The following is a 16599-nucleotide window of genomic DNA, read 5'->3' on the forward strand; positions in this document are numbered from 1 at the left end:
TACACGGCCTGCCCCTTGGGTGGCGAGGCCTTCACAAAGAGCTCGAAGACGTAGGTCTTCCCGGCACCGGTCGGTGCACTCACAATGACATCACTGCCCGCCCGCAGGTGGTTGACCGCGGCATGCTGCCACAGATCGGGCAGTTTCAGGTGCTGGGTGAGGGCTTCGAACATGAGGGCAGCGAGGCAGTTCCGGCGCAGCCTCCTGCCGGCGGTGCGGGAAACAACGTGCGCCGGGAATTTATTCCTCGAACTCCTGCTGGATCGCGTCGAGATACCGGGATACGGCATCGGCGCGGGGAATGCTCTGTTTGTCCAGATCGTCCCGCAGCTTCATGTAGTCGTCGAAGGCATGGCTGTAGGTTTGCGTCTGGGAGGCTTCGTACCAGTCCACATAGGACTCTGCCGCGCGGGCCATCTCACGTACCTCCAGGTGGCGCTTGCGGATGGCGGCGAGCTGTTCCGCCACCCCGGTCTCGCGGCCCATCATGAGGCTTTGGATGACGGCGGCGTATTCGCCGATAACGGGCCTGTAGAGAGGGTGAGCCCGCAGTTTCACACTGTTGATGTGGTTGAGGGTGCGCTTGAAGATCTCATTGCGATCCTTGCGCTTGCCCAGTTTGGCGAAGTCTTCCAGCGGCAGCAGGTTGGGATCCGTCGGGCGGGTACCGGGCAGGGGGAGCGGGGATCCCGTATCCGTGTCTATATCTGGAGGGGGCGGGGTGGGGTCACCCGTCAGGAACGGGAGGCCCAGGGGCATCTCGGGCGAGGCCATCTGAGGATCGCCGGGCGCAGGGGGCACCGGCGAAAGACCGGGAGGAAGCGGCTCATCGGGGCGGCGTTCGCCTGCACTGGCCGGCATGGCGAGCTCCGGCAGGGCGTTGGGATTGGGTGCCGTGGATGTCTCACCTGCAGGCTTGGCGGGCTCATTTTTCCCCGGGGCAGGCGGGCCTACGAATTCGGGGTCAACGGGCACAATGGCAGCTGCCACCTCTTCCTTGGGCGCGCCTTCGGGCTTGTCCGTTTCCTTCCCTTTCTCTTTGCCCTGAGCTTCAGCTTCCATCTTGTCCGGTTCGTCCGCCTTGGTCGCACCCTTCACAGGAGCGGCGGGTTTGGCTGCGGGCTTTTCGACCGTTTCAGCAGGGGGCTTTTTTGGTTTGAGCAGCTCTGCGGGGCGTTGTTGCAGGCTTGTTGGTTTCGGCCGGGGCAGGAGTCGGTGCTGGGGCGGGCGCGGGCGTAGGCTGGGCCTCCTCTTTTTTGCGACCAAAGATTCCGCGGAACCCGCGGGGCTTCCTGGTTTCCTCAGCGGGTGCTGCTGCTGCGGGAGCCGCGGCGTTGCCAGGGGCTGCGGTAGCGGCGGCGGGTCTATTGCTGGCTGCAGGAGTGGGAGGTTTGGCTGGAGTCTGGCCGTCAACATCCTCTGGCTTGGCCCTGATCGGAGCAGCAATTTTGCGACCGCCACTGAAGTTGAAGAACCCACGCTTTTTCGGAGTCTCCTCCGGGGTGGGCGTTGCGGGCGTATTGGCAGGAGGGGGTGTGGCCGCAGGTCCCGGAGCGGGAGTCGTCGGGACCGCCGGGGCGGGAGCTGGCTGTGTCGGAGCCGCCGCTTCTTCCTTGCCGGTTTCAGTGTTTGTTTCCTCGTCCTTGTCCTTCCGGCCGAAGCGGAACCAGCTGCGGGATTTCTTCTCTGGCTGGGTTTCTGGGGGGGCTGGTTGAGCCTCGGCAGGGTTGCCAGACGCTGGCTTGTTACCGGAGCCGTTATGCTGCTCTGGCAGGCGGAAGGTGAGGGCTGGCTCCAGCGCCTCCTCCGTCTGCACGTAGGTCATGGCCTCGAACGTGGAAGGCGTCGCCAGGGAGGCCATCTGCAGGGTCCACCATTTCTCCAGACTGTTCTTGGAAACGCCCAGCGTGGGGAAGTGCTCCTTTAGAAGCTCGCGGTCGCCCTTTTTGCCGTTGGCCAGGGCGCTGAGGAAGCGGGAGAAGCGCAGACCGCCGTCGGCCTGGTCCAGCAGGGCCAGCACCAGGGCGCATGAGGAAGTTTCATAGATCCCGCGGGCCAGGGCATCGAGCTCCTTGGGATTCGCCTCGATGATGCGGTCAATGCTGTACACCTGGCCGCTGCGGAACACGGCGGCAAAGAGGGCGCTGGGCCGGCTGCGGCTGCGGAACTCCATGGCCTGGGTCACCCCCGTGAGCAGCCATCCGGAGAGGAGCTGGCTGCGGGTAGTCTGCACCTCCTTGTGGTTGCGCAGGATGCGCTCCGCCAGGAGCATGCGGACGAGTTCCTTGGAAAAGTCCTCCGTATTGAAGTCCTTGCGCAGCTCCACATTGATCTGCAGGTGGAAGCCGCCGTACGCCAGCTGGCTGAAGCTGGTGGTGATGACCGGCTCGCTCAGGTTGATGTTCGGCGGGGTCTTGAGCACCACTACGATGGGCAGGGCAAAACGCCCGTCATCCTTGAGCAGGCGACCCAGGTCGGAGGCGATGTCCTCGCACAGCAGGCAGAAGGCGCCGCGGGTCTGGAGGTCGGCTCCGTAGATGATGAACTGCTTGGTGGCGCTGGTGGAGCTGGTCACCTGAGCGCTCGTGTTCACCGAGGTCACGGCACCGGAAGTGGCCGACGTGCCAGGCGTGGTGGAAGTCGCGGGCGCAGTCATCAGCCCCTGCTGCGACTGCACGGCAGGGGGCAGGGAGGAGGGGCTTTGGGCTGGGCCTTGGACCGCGAAGGCGACGGTCAAGGCAGGCAATATGGAGGCCAGTCTCATGCGGGATGGGGCGCCGGAGGCTTTGCTTGCGCGGGGGCTTGCTTGCGTTGCGGACTTGCTTACTTGAGGGCTTCAGATCGCGGATCGAGGATCAATCTGTCCTTCTCAAAGCGGATCTTGTTCATTTGAAATAGCGTGTAAATCTCAACTTCGAGGCCTTTGGTCATCGTGTGCAGCGGGGGCAGCAGGGTACACAGGATGCCTCGGGGGAGGGGGAGCTGACCAAAGCGGCCATGGCGGGGCTCAATTATGAACTGCCCGCCGCGCCGGTCGATGGTAAAATTCAGGGTCGCAGTGGAAACCAGACCAAAGGGGCCTTTCCACGAGAAGCAGGCCTTTGACTCGCCCGCTTCCAGATCCAGGGCGACCCGGTCAAACTTCGTGCCCAGCAGGCTCGCGAAGGTCTGGCGACCCTCCAAGGCGCTGGCGAGGTAGCGGTTCACTTCGGCTTCCGTGATCTGCATCTCCGCATTGCGGCGGAAAACGGCCTGCTCCATACGGTCGAGCAGTGCGGGAGGTGCCGTTTTGGCGGTGCCTTCCGGTGCTGGCTCCAGACCCTGGATCTGTGACCAGTCCGCAGGGCGGTGCATCTGAAGCACAGCCGCCAGCAGGAAGCTGAACCACAGCAGGACGCAGCAGTTGGTAAGGAAGCGCAGCACGGGCAATCGAGGAGGAGGGATGCCGGAACGCGCGGGCCGGGAAGCCCGCCCGTGGCATCAAGCTGCCTTGGGCGAAGTCGAGGTGCTGGGGGCAGCGGGCGAACTGCTGCCGCTGGAGGAGGAAGTCGATGAGCTGGAGCCGGAGCTCGAACTGCTGCTGCCGCCGCTACTGGAACCGGAGCTGGCAGTGGCTGAACTGGCGCTGTCCTGCTTGGCCGCAGCTTTGTAGGAGTCACTGCGATAGTCCGTGATGTAGAAGCCCGTGCCCTTGAAGATGAGCCCTGCTCCGCGTCCGATCTTGCGCTTCACCGGACCGGCGCACTCCTGCTGGGGGCAGTCTTTCAGGTGCGGGTCTTTCATGGACTGCACGGTCTCGAATTGATGACCGCAGGTGGTGCATTCGTATTCGTAGGTCGGCATGGTGGATGCTGGGATGGTGAGAAGATGAGACGGAATCAGACTGATGGCCCATGCTGGCGGGGCTGGCAAGGGCAAAGACGACCTTGGAAATACGCCCAAGGAGTGGGGAATAGCACGGCAGAGGATGGACTTTCCTCCGTGAGTGTTTCATAGTTTGCGACTTCCCCCCAAAAAGTCTCGATGCAAAACCTCCGCAAGCTCTTCAGTCTCCGCCGGTTGTTGCCGCTGGTCGCCACCTCCGCCGCCCTTTCTGGCCTCACCAGTTGCGCGGATTTCTACTACTATGGACCGTCCACCACCCTGCGTGGGCAGACCCAGTACATGGAAGGGTATGACCCAGGGCTGCCGCGGGGGCAGCAGTTCCGCCAGACGGACAGCTCCTCCTGGTGGCGTGGGGACGGGGTGCCCGGCCCGGCCAAGGTGGTGATCTCACTGGGGCAGCAGCGCGCCTTCTTCTACAAAGGCGGTGAACTGGTGGGTGAATCCGCCATTTCCTCAGGGGATGAGCAGCATCCCACCCCGACTGGGCGGTACTCGATTTCCCAAAAGAACGCGGACCACAAGTCCAGCCAGTACGGCGACTATGTGGACAGCTCCGGCAATGTGGTGGTGGAGAACATCGACCGCCACTCTGATCCCCAGCCTCCGGGCACCCGGTACGACGGGGCCATCATGCCGTACTTCATGCGCTTCACCGGCGGCATCGGCATGCACGCAGGCTATCTGCCAGGCTACCCGGCCTCACACGGCTGCGTGCGCATGCCGCGCGACATGGCCCAGGCTTTCTTCCGGAACCTGAGCGTGGGGACCCCGGTGGAGGTGGTGTACTGACACGTGAGTTGGTCGATCGATGGATACTGACATCAGCCCCGAAGAACTGGACCAGCTCATGAAGCAGGACGGGCCGCGTCCCTTCCGTCTCATTGATGTGCGGGAGGAGGACGAGTTCCACATCTGCAAGCTGGAGTGGGCCGAGCTCATCCCTCTGTCCCGGTTTATGGAAGAGGCCCCCATCCGACTGGTGGACAAGGACAAACCCATCGTCGTGTACTGCCATCACGGCATGCGCTCCGCCCGTGCGGCTGCGGCTTTGCGTCGCCTGGGGTACGAGGAAGTGTACAACCTCACCGGCGGCATTGAAGCCTGGGCGGTGCAGATTGATCCGACGATGCGGAGATATTGAGGGGTTGTTGGTGGCTGATGGTTTGATTTAACCACAGAGGCACAGAGAACACAGAGGGGATGATTTTTTAGACAGAATTAACAGAATTTACGGAATTAGGATTGGCTTCGAATACCCATGTGGTTGGTGCCTTAGTTGAACTGTAACAAAGCTGATCCGTGACTCTGCCAACGCACTCTCAGAGATTTTGATCGCTTCTGGAAGCCAGGGCGAGCTTCTTGATGAGCTCGTCAGGGATTGGCTGACTTGGCGAGAAGGTGACGCCAGTTTTGGTGGACTTGAGCCCGGCCGCGGCAATGTCGTTGGCATACAACTTGATGGCGGAAGGTGATAGATAGAGTCCGCATTGCTTGCTGAACGCAGCATAACCCGCGACGATGGCTTGTCCGATCCTGAACCCCGGCATTTTGTAGGCGATGACTTCTTCGGCGTCCGGTAGCGCGTGCGCAAGTTGAGCACGCAATCGAACCAGCAGAGGGCGGAGGTCTTTTGGAGCCGCAGCAATGTAGGCGTCGTGATCAGCAAACATGGTCAGAGTGTATGGGTTTAGGACACAGGATGCTCACGCAGTGACAGGTGGAATTGCCCGGCCTTCGCAGCCGTGTCCCAACCGAGCTCAATCGCTTTGTGGATGATACGTCCGATGAACGCCGGTTTCATGACCCGGTGATCCTTGGATTTTGGCGGCTTGGGGCTGTTTTTCCAATGCGGCAATTGAGGAATGTCTGCGACGATCAGGAGGGATCCCGGACTGTTCCATCGTTGGACAACCAAGCTTTTCACCAGCCAGCCATCGGCATCATCGTCACTGATCGAAACGGTGTACTCGAAGGACCCATCTGGAGTCTTCAGTTCAAACGCCCTGGAACTGGGGAGAGACATGGGACAGGAGGGGGTTAAATGGAGAGTCGTCACGAAACGTCGGGCACGGCATGGAGTGGTGCAAGGGGATCTTCTCACCTAAGCCGTATGTGGTCAGCGCCTTCGTTGAAATTGCGCGACAGCCCCATCCAAATGGCAGTCATGCTAGATCTGAGAGTTATCGGCAGGCTTGTCAGTGAAATGACGGTGGCCAGGAGGCAACCAAACGAATCCGTCATTGGTGGCGGTCAAGCCGCGATCAGGGCCGTTCTCAGCGGACCAGCCGGATGCTATGGCCCAGCGGATCGAAGCGACGATATGACCAGGTGTGTGATCGAAATGGTGCGAGAAGGTGTCCAGATACAAGTAGTGTGGCCTTCCATTCTGACCGACTGTGATGCAGTCTTCACTGCAAAAAATGCAATGAGCGTCATAGTGGTACAGCCACTCGATTTGATCGATCAGAAGCTTCCTCGTTCCTCTTTTGGGCCATGCCATAACGTGTGCGGTCTTCGTCGCTAAAGTTTTCGCGTAGGGTGCCTAACGTGACCAACTTGGCTCTATGTCGGTTGCATGTCTCTGAGGAAGATGGCTCCACCCTGAAGGCGAGGTCAGCCGCCCGCGTGAGCGGGTGTGCTCGAACGGCTTTGTTCGTTCTGGATCTTCTTGATAGCTTCTTCAATATCAAGCTTCAGCAACTCGAAGGTGCCGTTGGGCTTCTTGTCGATCCAGTCAACCTTGCCGTCAATGATTGGACGCAAGTCGTACTTTTCGCTGTATCGATAGTGTCCCTGCTCTGAATTGAGAAATGCCAGGTAACGCCCGCTTTCAATCGGTGTCCAGACAGCGGAACTCATGGGAATCGTTGATCCAACGATGGCGATCTTTCGCTTGCTGGGTGTTGGAGACACGTCTGACTTTAGTGTCTGCAACACCTCGGCCTCCGCGACGTAGATCTTGGAGGTTTGGTCGTCGCCGGTGGGAACGGTGACTTCTGTGACCTTCTTGACATCCACGACAACTACAAGCCCCGCCCGATCCAAAAAATCCCTGATGGGCGCGAAAAGCGCTTGCCCGCCAAACGCAGGCCCTTGACCGGAAATCAGGAGGCAGGCGATGGCAACAACAGTTGATTCGAGCATCTTCATACTGATCAGGACGCTCGACGGCGCGGTTTCTTGGTTGATTGATTCAGCCTGGCCAACGTTTGACTGCTGAATGGGATTGGTCTGGCCCTTTTGAAAGTGCCGACACAGTAAACCGTCCTGAATGACGCCGGGCCTTCGGCTCTCAGGTTCATTTGTTCCCGAAAACCTTGGGCGTTGCCCAAGGCTGCCATGACACCAGGCCGTTGGCCCTCAGCTTGCAATCCAGCTGCGGGCCGTCAGTCGTGAGAAGGATCGCCAGCTTGCATCAAACCGAAGCCAAGGCGGTTTCCGGGATCTCGCGCCGTCGGAATGCCGGTAGCCTGCGTCCAGGTGATTCGCCTGTGCCTGATTGGATGAGTTCTCTCATGGAGATTCGGCTTTATCATCAACCTTTTTAAACACGCCCTAATATGGAAGGGCTCAACGCTGACGACGCCGAGCCCATCATTCACGGTCGCCAGACGTCGATTTGACCTGACGCGGTGACGGCCGTCAGGATGATTTGCGCACGCCAGTCAACCAGGATGAGCCCTTCTGCAGCGTTGAGCTTCATGAATACTTGGGTGAGTTTGATGTCTTCTCCGTCCTTGCCAACGTGCGCTCCAAGTACTGGTGTGCCCTCGGCGTCGGAATATCCGTAGAGAGTCACATTTCCGCCGAGTGCCAATGAGAAGCCATCTTTGACTCTGCCAGCCACGGTGCTGGAAGAAAGTAAAATGGGACCAGGGCCTGCTTTTCGCTCCAGCAGTTTTTCCAGAACCTCCACCGGGCTAGCGCCTTTGATCACGGAAGTTCGCTTGATTCGTCGGATGTAAGGTTTTAGCCAGCCATGTTTCACCCGATTGGCCTGTTCAAACTGGTTGTACTCCTTGAGCAGACGTTGCACCTCGGTCAGTTGTGATTTCGCGAAGAACTCGACTTGGGTCCACTCGTCTTCATGAAACATGCAGGCATCCTTGCCCGGCGCCTGTTTCACCGGCTCAAGCTCTGCGATGTCCTCCGACAAGGTGGGAATGCTAAACAGAATCTTGCTCGGATCGATAGACTGAATCGACTGCTGGCTTTGGGCGGAGCTGGCAATGCCGAGCAGGGCCAGAAGCGAGGTGAAAAGTTTTTTCATGCTACGACCGACTTGTTTCGCCACAGAGATTGCAACTGAACCTCGAACCCTAATTCCTTAAATTCTGTCTAAACCTCAGTTTCAGTCTCTGTGCCTCTGTGGTCAACCCGAAGCTCCCATCACCCCTGACTCACTTCTTCGGCGGTGTTTTCTGATTGGGCCTCAGTTTCCCGCCAATGGGCAGCACGCCGTAGAAGAAATACGCAGGGGATTTCAGGAAAATACCCGTGTCACGCCAGGCGATGCGGGGGAGGATGACGGCGAAGACATCGATGAGGGAGGCGTGGCGTTTGAGCTTCTGCTCGATCCAGGCCATGACGCGCTGGGAGGCATTGAACTCCACGGGAATGCTGAGCACGTTCACCAGCATGATGAGGGCGCAGAGGGCGGAGCACACCATCATGACGCGGGTGGCAGGCATGCGCTTGAGCACCATGAGGATGATGCACACCAGGGCCACCAGGGTGGGGGCGTAGCGGGTGAGGCGGATGTTGCCCTGCCGCCAGTTGAAGGCCTTGGCGGAATCTCCCTCATGGGTGGCGTGGGCGGCCTCGTGCAGGGCGACGGCCCAGGAGCCGGCGTCGGTGCCTCCGGAGATTGTGCGATCGAGGAAGAGGCATTTCCGCTTGGGGTCGTAATAGTTCGTGATCAGGGCGTTGTGCTCCATGATGGTCACGTTCGTGGCACCCATCTCGTCCAGGAATTCGCGGGCTGCTTCTGCCGCGGTTTGAGCACCCGGCACCGTGTGGATGGAGCCGGCCTTGAGCGCCTCTTCATACCGACTGGCGGCGAAGCGCGCGATGCCGAGGGTGATGAGCAGGATGATGAGGAAAATGCCGATCATGAGATCTGGGGGAGAGGGAAAGGGGATTTGGGGGCTGAGACTGGGTGCTGGACTTCGTTGCTATCGCCACTCGTGCCTCGGGTAGCGGCCTCGCAACTGGGTTTTCAGCGCCTGATAGCTGGTCTTCCAGAAGCTGCCGAGGTCTCCTGTTGTCTGCACGGGACGCTGGCTGGGGGCAAGAATCTCCACCAGCACGCTGACCTTGCCACCAGCAATACGGGGATTCTCCGTGGTATCATACAGGTGCTGCAGGATCACGGACATCTGCGGTGGCGCGTTGTCGCGGTATTCCACCCGGGCGGTGCGTCCACTGGCGAGCTTTACGCGCTCCGGGGCGTACTGCTCCAGCATGTCCCGCTGGGCGGCGGAGAGCCAGGCGTGCAGGGCGGCGTCGGGTGTGCGATCCTTGATCTGCCGGTAGGCGGTGGCACCGTAGCAGATCTGCTCGATGAGCAGGCGGCGGTCTTCCTCGCTGATGGTGGGCAGCTCCAGCTCCGGCATCCAGGCGGCCAGACAGTTCAGGCGGGTGATCCACTGCTCGGTCTTCTCCGTCCAGGTGGGCAGATCCAGCCGCTTGGAGACGACCTCCTCTGCCAGCAGCGTGGCCGCCAGCCCCAGATTGGGCTCGCCGCGCTCGCGGCTGTGCAACACCAGATCGCGGAAACGTGTCTGCTCCAGGTTCATGACGCGCTTGTTGATGGCATCATACGCCACGTGGAAACCGGAGGTCATGTCAGCGGGGAAGAGCTCCCGCAGCCAGGTTTCCTCGATCCGTGTCACCAGGTTCAGCTTCACCTGGAGCGCCTTGCCCTGGATCTCGGCGATCTCTGCGGCGACCAGCAGGGGCGGCGGCTTGATGTGGGCGTCTTTTTCCAAATGGCCCTTGTACCCGGCGGCCAGGGCGTAAACCCGCGACCCTGATGCAGTCTCCACGCCGAGGTGGTCGGAGAAGGCGGAGAGGATGACGCGGGCGAGATCCTCCGCACGAGGCTGGGGCACGTCCTCGTTGTTCATCTGCGCGCGGTTGGCCAGCCCCATGCGGCGGCACAGGCCACCGATCTGCTCGTACGTGCGCATGGCATCGTGCGCGGCGCGGGCATGGATGCCATAGGGTGCACAGGCCGTGGGGTCAAACTTGGTGGATGCAGCCTTGTCGAACGCGCGCATCAGCGCCTGGAACTCGCTCAAGTCGTCGCGTTGGAAGAAGTCCTCCTGCTTGCGTTTGGTCAGCTCCGTGGGCTTCATCAGGAGATCGCGGCCCTGGGCCAGCGCGGCACAGAGGGCGGCGTCTTCCAGGCAGTTGAACTCTGCCGCCGTGATGAGCATGCGGGAGAAGCGCGGGTGCAGCGGGAAGGCGCTCATCTTGCGCCCCAGCTCTGTCAAAGCGCCGTCCTGAGCCTGGATGGCACCGAGTGAGGCGAGCAATCCTGTGGCGCGATGGGACGACTCCTCGGTAGGAGATTCGTACCAGTCGAAGGTCATGCCTGCAGCCTTGGTCACCACTTTGAGGGTGAGAAAGGCTTCGCTGAGATCTAACCGGCGGATTTCCGGCAGTTCGTTCTCCGCCCGATGCAGATGCTCCCGCTCCGGCCAGAGACGGACGCCCATGCCGGGGCCCAGACGACCGGCGCGGCCGGAGCGCTGCTCGGCACTGGCGCGGCTGATCTTTTGCACAGTGAGGGTGTTGATGCCGCGGCGGGCGTCGTAGGAGGAGATGCGGGCCAGGCCGCTGTCGATGACGGCGCGCACGCCCTCGATGGTGAGGGAGGTCTCTGCGACGTTCGTGCTCACGATGATGCGGCGGCCCTGACCGGGCTGGAGCACCTCGTCCTGCTGCTGGGGGGGCAGCTCGCCATGCAGCGGGAGAATGCGGTAGCCGCGGGCAAAGCTGCGCCCCTGCAGGGCGGAAATGGTCTTGCGGATCTCGTGCCCGCCGGGCATGAAGATGAGGATGTCATCCTGCACGCCACGGGTGGTGACGAGGTCCTCAGCCGCACGGGCGGCCTGGTCCCAGATGGCTTCCTCGAACCCGCGTTTGTCGCGTTGCGGTGCCTGGTAGGAGATGCTCACCGGGAAGGTGCGGCCCTCAGAGTCGAAGATCTCGCATGGGTGCATGAACTCCCGCAGCGGCTCCGGTGTGATGGTGGCGGACATCACGATGATGCGCAGGTCCGGCCGATGCACGGCCTGGATGGCGCGGGCCCAGGCCAGGCAGAGATCGCCGTCCAGATGACGCTCGTGGAATTCATCGATCACCAGGCAGCCTACCTTGCCAAGGGTGGGATCATCCAGCAGATGGCGGAGCATCACGCCCTCTGTCACAAACAGGATGCGCGTGCGGGCGCTGCTGACATTTTCAAATCGCACCTGATAGCCGACTTCCTCACCGAGGCGGACACCGCGCTCCGAGGCCACGCGGGCAGCCAGCATGCGGGCGGCAATCCGGCGGGGCTGCAGCACGACGATGCGCTTGTCCCCAGCCAGATCATGATCCAGCAACATCTGGGGCACCTGGGTGGACTTCCCGGAACCTGTAGGGGCCTTCACCACGGCATTGGCCCTTGTGGACGTGCGACTGAACCATCCGACGAGCGGATTACGAATGGCTTCAATGGGGAGGTTGGACGTGCGAACTGACACCCCTCGTTGTGCCGCAAAGTTGGGGGGAAGGCAATCGGTAAGCGGTGAGTGGTAAGAAGTAAGCGGTAACTGGTAACAGGCGCGTGGTGTATCGGGGGCAGACAGCCGATGCGTCGATGGGCTGCACCACTATGCGCTGCCTCAATTCTGGAATGCGACGGCCCAGAGGGCGCGGGCAACGAGGAACCAGACGAAGATCCAGAACATCAACAGCACGAACCACACACCGATGAAGCCGACGAGGAACCAGCGGCTGCTGCGTCGTACCGTCCGGTCGCCGGTCTTCCACCGGTTGAGCAGGCGGAGGTTCCGGGTGTTGGACTTGAACCAGACGGAGAAAAGATCGCCGATGCCGGGAATCGTCCCGATCGCGTCGTTGATCAACACATTGGCCCCCATGCGGATGAGCACGGAGATGGGCAGTCCACTGCGGATGCCCTCGGTCACGAGCACGAGGCCGACGCTGGAGGCGAGCAGATCTCCCAGTCCAGGGACGAGCCCGATGATCGGGTCCAGCCCCACCCGGAAGTTGGTGCCGGGGATGCGGATGAAGTCATCCATCCACCGGGCGATGATGCGGGAGATCTCGGAGGCATTGTCGCCATCACGGCCGACGGGGGCGCGGCCTTTCCCGTCAGGCGGAAGGACGTCCACATCCACATCGAGGGGGCGTTTGGTGGCAGGCATGGGCTGGAGAGAGGGAAAAGGGATAAGGGCCAAGGGAAAAGAGGCTTGAGGAGAAAGAGGCCCTTGGGCAAGGTCCGACATTCAATGGCGGGTGGCGTTGAATGTTGTTCTGGGAATTGGCAGGGGGTGTTGTTTACAGAGAATCGTGGGAGAGGGCGTTGATGCATCGAACTTTTCGCCCACAGGTGCCACCGAAGAATAGAAGGTAGGGGCAAGGGGCCCTTCTGAGGCTGTGTCGCACTGGCGTTGAGACCTCTGCCGCAGGGTCACAAAAAAGAAGCCGCTGAATCAGCGGCTTCTTTGCGGGAAACTCTATTGTTGCAACCAACCCAGCTCTATGACGAGCGTCCGGGCAGCTCCACGAGCATCTGGGCGTTGTTGGGGAAACGTTCCATGAGGGAGATGACGCGTTGGATGGCCTCCATGGGCTTGTGGCCTGCCAGGCCGCGGCGCAGCAGGTGCACTTTTTCCATCTGGAAGGCGGGCAGGAGCAGCTCTTCACGGCGGGTGCCGGAGCGGAAGATGTTCACGGCCGGGTAGATGTACTGCTCAGCGATCTTGCGATCCAGCACCAGCTCAAGGTTGCCCGTGCCTTTGAACTCCTGGAAGATGAGCTCGTCCATGCGGCTGTTCGTCTCAATCAGCGTGGTGGCGAGGATGGTGAGGGAACCGGCGTCGCGAGTATTGCGGGCGGCGGCGAAGAGGCGGCGGGGCACCTCGAGGGCGCCTACACCCACACCACCGCTCATGGTGGCACCGTGCTTCTGGGCGTTGTTGAAAGCGCGGCCCATGCGGGTGATGGAATCCAGGAGCATGAAGACGTGCTGACCGGCTTCGACAAGACGCTTGGCACGCTCGATCGCAAAGAGGGCGGTGCGCAGGTGGCTCTTCATGTCGCTGTCGTTGGAGCTGGCATGAATCTCCGCAGTCGGCAGGGCGCGGCGGAACTCGGTGACTTCTTCAGGGCGCTCATCCACCAGCAGAATCATGAGGTGCATCTGCGGATGGTTTTGCACCACGGCCTCGGCGATGTGCTGGAGCAGGGTGGTCTTGCCCGCGCGCGGCGGGGCCACGATGAGACCGCGTTGACCGCGACCCACCGGGGTGATCAGGTCCATGATCCGTGTCGTGAGACGGTCGGGCCGGGTCTCAAGCTGGATGCGCTTGTTGGGATTGATGGCCTTGAGTTCCTCAAAGAGCGGCAGGTTGCGCACCTTCTCAGGCTCGAGCCCGTTAACCTCTGTAATTTCCGTGACCTGTGGTCCACGATGGCCGTCACGATGGATGCCCTTGATGAACATGCCTTCGCGCAGGCCCAGGTTGCGGATAAACTCGGGGGAAACCCACGGGTCCTGGGCGAACTGAGCAAAGAGGCGGCTCTTCTGGCGGAGGAAGCCGTAGCCCTTGGGTGTCATTTCCAGGATGCCTTCAGAAGGCTCCGGTGGGCCCAACGGACGTTCCGGGGGCGGCTGGCTGGGCTGCGGGGCATCACCGGGATGTCCTTGGCCTTCCTGGCCATGACGCGGCTTGTTGCGGAAGCGATCCTTGAAACGCTCACGCTTGTTCCATTTGCCGCCTCCCTGCCGATGTTCACGCTGGTCCTGACCATGACCTTGTCCCTGGCCGGGATGAGGGCCGGGCGCATAGGACTGGCCTTCACGGCCTTCGCCTTGAGATTGGGATTCGCCAGCGTTCTCGCGGTATTGACCTTCGCCACCCTGACCTCCGCCATGCGAGGGGCCATGTTGCGGATGTCTCGGTTGTGGGTACTTGCTCTGGTGACGGCGGCCGTACTGCTGATTGCGGGAGTAGTCCTGCTGCGGCTGCTGCGGACGCGGCTGGTGCTGCGGATAGCTGGCACCTTCAGGGGCGGGAGCAGGCGCAGGAGCCGGTGCTGACTGGACGGGGGCTGGTGCTGGTGCAGGAGCGTAAACGGCAGCCTGAGGTGCGATCACCGGAGCCGGAACTGGGGCCGGGGCAGGTGCGGAAACGGGAACTGGGGCGGGTGCAGGCGCAGGGGCTGACACAGCGGCAGGTGCCGGAGCGGATGCCTCGCTGCGAGAAGCTTTGGTGGTCTTGGCGGCTGTGGCGCGCCCTTTGACCGCCTTTTTCGCAGGAGCGGAGAATTTGGCCGGTGCGGGGGCAGGCTGAGGGGTGGGGGCCGCTACGGGAACTGGCGCTGGCGCAGGAGCGGGGGCCGGCTTCTCGGCCGCGACTTTCTTGGCGGCTTTCTTCGTTGCCTTCTTAGCAGCGGCTTTCTTGGCCGTGCTGGGGACCGTGGGTGCGCTTTGGGGCTCGTCAGAGAACAAGGAGCCAGCGGAACTGCTGCGGGCGGCAGGCTTGGCCGCTTTTTTGGCAGCACGCTTTTTGGTCGCACCGGCGCCGCGTGCGGAATCTGGAGCCAGCGGGAACAGCGTGTCAGCCAGAGGTGCGGGGTGCATAATGAGGTCTTCAGGCATTGTAAGAATCGTCGAAGAGATAATCTAACGCTGGCTCACTCTGAGAGCTGGGCTGCGACGTCGTCCGCGATCTCGAAGTTCGCGTGGACATTCTGCGTGTCGTCGTAGTCGTCCAGTTGGTCGTAGAGTTTCAGGAAAGCGCGTGCGGTGGCCACATCCGTGAGGGTGACCGTGGTGGAAGGCTGGTAAACAAGCTGCTGCGAGCGGGGTGAGACGCCTTTGGCCTGGAGCGCGCCGCCCACGGCAAAAAGCTGGTCTTGAGCCGTGTAGATGACCCAGTCATCCTCACCATCCACCATGTCCTCGCCGCCGGACTCCAAGGCCAGCTCCATCGCAGCATCCTCCGTGAGGGTGCCTTTGTCCAGACGGATTTCACCCCGGCGCTGGAACAGGTAGCTCACGCTGCCAGCATCGGCGAAGGTTCCACCCAGCTTGCTCATGATGAGCCGGATATCCGCGACGGCGCGGTTGCGGTTGTCGGTGACCACCTCGATGAGCATGGCGACTCCACCCTGGCCGTAGCCCTCGTACACAATCTCTTCCAGTGACGCGCCGCCGAGTTCGCCCGCGCCTTTTTTGATGGCGCGTTCGATGTTGTCTCCGGGCATGTTCATGGCGCGAGCATTGAGGATGGCGGTGCGCAGCCGGGCGTTCAGTTCAGGATTAGAACCGCCCAGCTTGGCAGCGAGGGTGAGTTCCTTGCTGAACTTGCTGAAAACTTTGCCGCGTTTCGCGTCGACTACGGCTTTTATATGTTTGACCTTCGACCATTTATTGTGGCCTGCCATGCAAAAAATAGAGCTGGGATTGGGAGTGAGGGAGGCCGGGCTTTCCGGCGCAAGTGGATGCCTGTGAGAGAACCATCAATGAACGAAGTCGGGCGTTCCAAGGGTTGGCTCCTGCCGGAAAAGCACCATCTAGGTCGCATCTACTGCGGCTTTTTGGGCGGGAGAACCGTTGCGCGGGAGGCAACTTCGGTCACATGCGCGGGCTTGCGAGCCCGTCGACACCCTGAGTGTGAATGATAACGGCGGCTCGCGCAACCATTTTTTATTCCGTTAGGGAGGGGGGAGAGGGGGCCAAGTGCCTTTAGCGAAACTTTCGTCTTGCTTCCTGCGAAGCCCGGTGGAAAGCTGACTGCCGTTTTTCAATCTGAACATCATGGGACAACAGCACAGCAAAATCATCAAGCGCCGCCGCCGCAAGGCCTACCTCGAACGTAAGAAGGCTCTTGCCAAGTCCGGCGTTGTCCGGAAATCCTCCCGCGTCAAAGCGGAGGCGGGTTCCGACGAAAAGAAGGCAGCCAAGAAGCCTGCGGCCAAAAAGAGCACCAAGGCCCCTGCCGTGAAGAAGGTGGAAGCCAAGGCACCTGAAGCTGAAGAGCAGGCCTAGTCTGGCCCGGTGAGTCTTTTTTAATCTTTGAGTGGCGGGGCTTCGGCCCCGCCTTTTTTGTTTTTTGGGTTCAAGGTCTTTGGTTTTCAAGCAGTAGGGGGGCGAGAGCCGCCGTTGCATGTTTTGTGCCGGAAAAGGGAGGGAAGGTGGAAATAATCCGGAGGCCGTAAGCCGTTGGGCGTAGGGTTGGGGGAAACTAGACAAGGTTCTTTCCTCGGCACCTCTCGCGGCCAGACGCAGGCCGAGGGCACGCGGTCGCACTCCGCGGGCCTTGGACGTGAAAGGCAGTCAGACCGCCGCAACTCCTTCGGAGTAAGGTCTCTCTCCTCTTTCCCAACGTAGACTCGCCGGAAGCTCGCCAACGTTGGGTTTGTAGCCATATCCTCTTCGAGGAGGAACTTCGATTGATCAATTGCCTCATC

Annotated in this window: 17 protein-coding genes; 3 read left to right on the plus strand and 14 right to left on the minus strand. The window is 61.2% G+C overall.

What is annotated here, in order from left to right:
* From BV034_RS36825 to BV034_RS14545, 5 genes are all read right to left on the minus strand, one after another.
* A partial coding sequence (locus BV034_RS36825; protein WP_343123291.1) for a DEAD/DEAH box helicase occupies positions 1-290 on the minus strand: 290 nt, incomplete at its 3' end.
* Entirely contained in the window at positions 241-1098 is an 858-nt protein-coding gene (locus BV034_RS14530) for a hypothetical protein (protein ID WP_050027730.1), read from the minus strand. The genes BV034_RS36825 and BV034_RS14530, both read right to left, overlap by 50 nt.
* Before the next feature lie 37 nt (positions 1099-1135).
* On the minus strand, positions 1136-2764 hold the full coding sequence (locus BV034_RS14535; RefSeq protein ID WP_265593011.1) for a hypothetical protein: 1629 nt from the start codon (positions 2762-2764) through the stop codon (positions 1136-1138).
* A gap of 59 nt (positions 2765-2823) precedes the next feature.
* Positions 2824-3423 carry a hypothetical protein gene (locus tag BV034_RS14540; protein ID WP_265593012.1) on the minus strand — a complete coding sequence of 200 codons (600 nt, stop codon included), beginning with the start codon at positions 3421-3423 and terminating at the stop codon, positions 2824-2826.
* Positions 3424-3480: 57 nt separating this feature from the next.
* Positions 3481-3843: an FmdB family zinc ribbon protein gene (locus BV034_RS14545; protein ID WP_050027825.1), complete on the minus strand. Its 363-nt coding sequence runs from the start codon at positions 3841-3843 to the stop codon at positions 3481-3483.
* A gap of 180 nt (positions 3844-4023) precedes the next feature.
* On the opposite strand from BV034_RS14545, the gene BV034_RS14550 reads away from it, so the two are divergent.
* Together BV034_RS14550 and BV034_RS14555 are read left to right on the plus strand one after the other, a co-directional pair.
* Complete coding sequence (locus BV034_RS14550) at positions 4024-4674, plus strand: L,D-transpeptidase family protein (protein WP_050027733.1); 651 nt, start codon at positions 4024-4026, stop codon at positions 4672-4674.
* A 19-nt stretch (positions 4675-4693) separates the two neighbouring features.
* Complete coding sequence (locus BV034_RS14555; RefSeq protein WP_050027734.1) at positions 4694-5026, plus strand: rhodanese-like domain-containing protein; 333 nt, start codon at positions 4694-4696, stop codon at positions 5024-5026.
* A gap of 178 nt (positions 5027-5204) precedes the next feature.
* Here the strand turns inward: BV034_RS14555 and BV034_RS14560 are convergent, their stop codons facing one another.
* The 9 genes from BV034_RS14560 to BV034_RS14600 all read right to left on the minus strand — a co-directional run bounded on the left by BV034_RS14560 (position 5205) and on the right by BV034_RS14600 (position 15573).
* Complete coding sequence (locus BV034_RS14560; protein WP_343123292.1) at positions 5205-5561, minus strand: DUF1801 domain-containing protein; 357 nt, start codon at positions 5559-5561, stop codon at positions 5205-5207.
* 11 nt (positions 5562-5572) lie between these two features.
* Entirely contained in the window at positions 5573-5908 is a 336-nt protein-coding gene (locus BV034_RS14565; RefSeq protein ID WP_050027736.1) for a hypothetical protein, read from the minus strand.
* A gap of 590 nt (positions 5909-6498) precedes the next feature.
* The gene (locus BV034_RS14570) at positions 6499-7035 is read right to left on the minus strand and encodes a hypothetical protein (RefSeq protein ID WP_050027737.1); all 537 of its coding nucleotides are present in this window, start codon (positions 7033-7035) and stop codon (positions 6499-6501) included.
* A 448-nt stretch (positions 7036-7483) separates the two neighbouring features.
* Positions 7484-8155 carry a hypothetical protein gene (locus tag BV034_RS14575; RefSeq protein WP_050027738.1) on the minus strand — a complete coding sequence of 224 codons (672 nt, stop codon included), beginning with the start codon at positions 8153-8155 and terminating at the stop codon, positions 7484-7486.
* Positions 8156-8285: 130 nt separating this feature from the next.
* Complete coding sequence (locus BV034_RS14580; RefSeq protein ID WP_050027739.1) at positions 8286-8999, minus strand: zinc metallopeptidase; 714 nt, start codon at positions 8997-8999, stop codon at positions 8286-8288.
* Between the two features lie 60 nt (positions 9000-9059).
* The gene (hrpB, locus tag BV034_RS14585; protein WP_050027740.1) at positions 9060-11639 is read right to left on the minus strand and encodes an ATP-dependent helicase HrpB; all 2580 of its coding nucleotides are present in this window, start codon (positions 11637-11639) and stop codon (positions 9060-9062) included.
* Between the two features lie 141 nt (positions 11640-11780).
* The gene (locus BV034_RS14590) at positions 11781-12326 is read right to left on the minus strand and encodes a DUF4112 domain-containing protein (RefSeq protein ID WP_265593013.1); all 546 of its coding nucleotides are present in this window, start codon (positions 12324-12326) and stop codon (positions 11781-11783) included.
* Positions 12327-12661: 335 nt separating this feature from the next.
* Entirely contained in the window at positions 12662-14767 is a 2106-nt protein-coding gene (gene rho / locus BV034_RS36045; RefSeq protein ID WP_265593014.1) for a transcription termination factor Rho, read from the minus strand.
* A 53-nt stretch (positions 14768-14820) separates the two neighbouring features.
* A complete protein-coding gene (locus BV034_RS14600; protein WP_009962695.1) occupies positions 14821-15573 on the minus strand; it encodes a YebC/PmpR family DNA-binding transcriptional regulator in 753 nt (250 codons plus the stop codon).
* 373 nt (positions 15574-15946) lie between these two features.
* Here BV034_RS14600 and BV034_RS14605 point away from each other — a divergent pair, with 373 nt between their 5' ends.
* Positions 15947-16177, plus strand: coding sequence for a hypothetical protein (locus BV034_RS14605; RefSeq protein ID WP_050027742.1), 231 nt, complete (start codon positions 15947-15949; stop codon positions 16175-16177).
* The last annotated feature ends 422 nt before the right edge of the window (positions 16178-16599 follow it).

The organism is Verrucomicrobium sp. BvORR034 (assembly GCF_000739635.1).
Classification (GTDB): Bacteria; Verrucomicrobiota; Verrucomicrobiia; order Verrucomicrobiales; family Verrucomicrobiaceae; genus Verrucomicrobium.

Bases quoted from the DNA above. Each gene is read 5' to 3' on its own strand.
- BV034_RS14535 (WP_265593011.1), bottom strand. From the start codon at position 2,764: ATGAGACTGGCCTCCATATTGCCTGCCTTGACCGTCGCCTTCGCGGTC.
- BV034_RS14580 (WP_050027739.1), bottom strand. From the start codon at position 8,999: ATGATCGGCATTTTCCTCATCATCCTGCTCATCACCCTCGGCATCGCG.
- BV034_RS14550 (WP_050027733.1), top strand. From the start codon at position 4,024: ATGCAAAACCTCCGCAAGCTCTTCAGTCTCCGCCGGTTGTTGCCGCTG.
- BV034_RS14590 (WP_265593013.1), bottom strand. From the start codon at position 12,326: ATGCCTGCCACCAAACGCCCCCTCGATGTGGATGTGGACGTCCTTCCG.
- BV034_RS14570 (WP_050027737.1), bottom strand. From the start codon at position 7,035: ATGAAGATGCTCGAATCAACTGTTGTTGCCATCGCCTGCCTCCTGATT.
- BV034_RS14555 (WP_050027734.1), top strand. From the start codon at position 4,694: ATGGATACTGACATCAGCCCCGAAGAACTGGACCAGCTCATGAAGCAG.
- rho (WP_265593014.1), bottom strand. From the start codon at position 14,767: ATGCACCCCGCACCTCTGGCTGACACGCTGTTCCCGCTGGCTCCAGAT.
- BV034_RS14600 (WP_009962695.1), bottom strand. From the start codon at position 15,573: ATGGCAGGCCACAATAAATGGTCGAAGGTCAAACATATAAAAGCCGTA.
- BV034_RS14605 (WP_050027742.1), top strand. From the start codon at position 15,947: ATGGGACAACAGCACAGCAAAATCATCAAGCGCCGCCGCCGCAAGGCC.
- BV034_RS14565 (WP_050027736.1), bottom strand. From the start codon at position 5,908: ATGTCTCTCCCCAGTTCCAGGGCGTTTGAACTGAAGACTCCAGATGGG.
- BV034_RS14575 (WP_050027738.1), bottom strand. From the start codon at position 8,155: ATGAAAAAACTTTTCACCTCGCTTCTGGCCCTGCTCGGCATTGCCAGC.
- BV034_RS14545 (WP_050027825.1), bottom strand. From the start codon at position 3,843: ATGCCGACCTACGAATACGAATGCACCACCTGCGGTCATCAATTCGAG.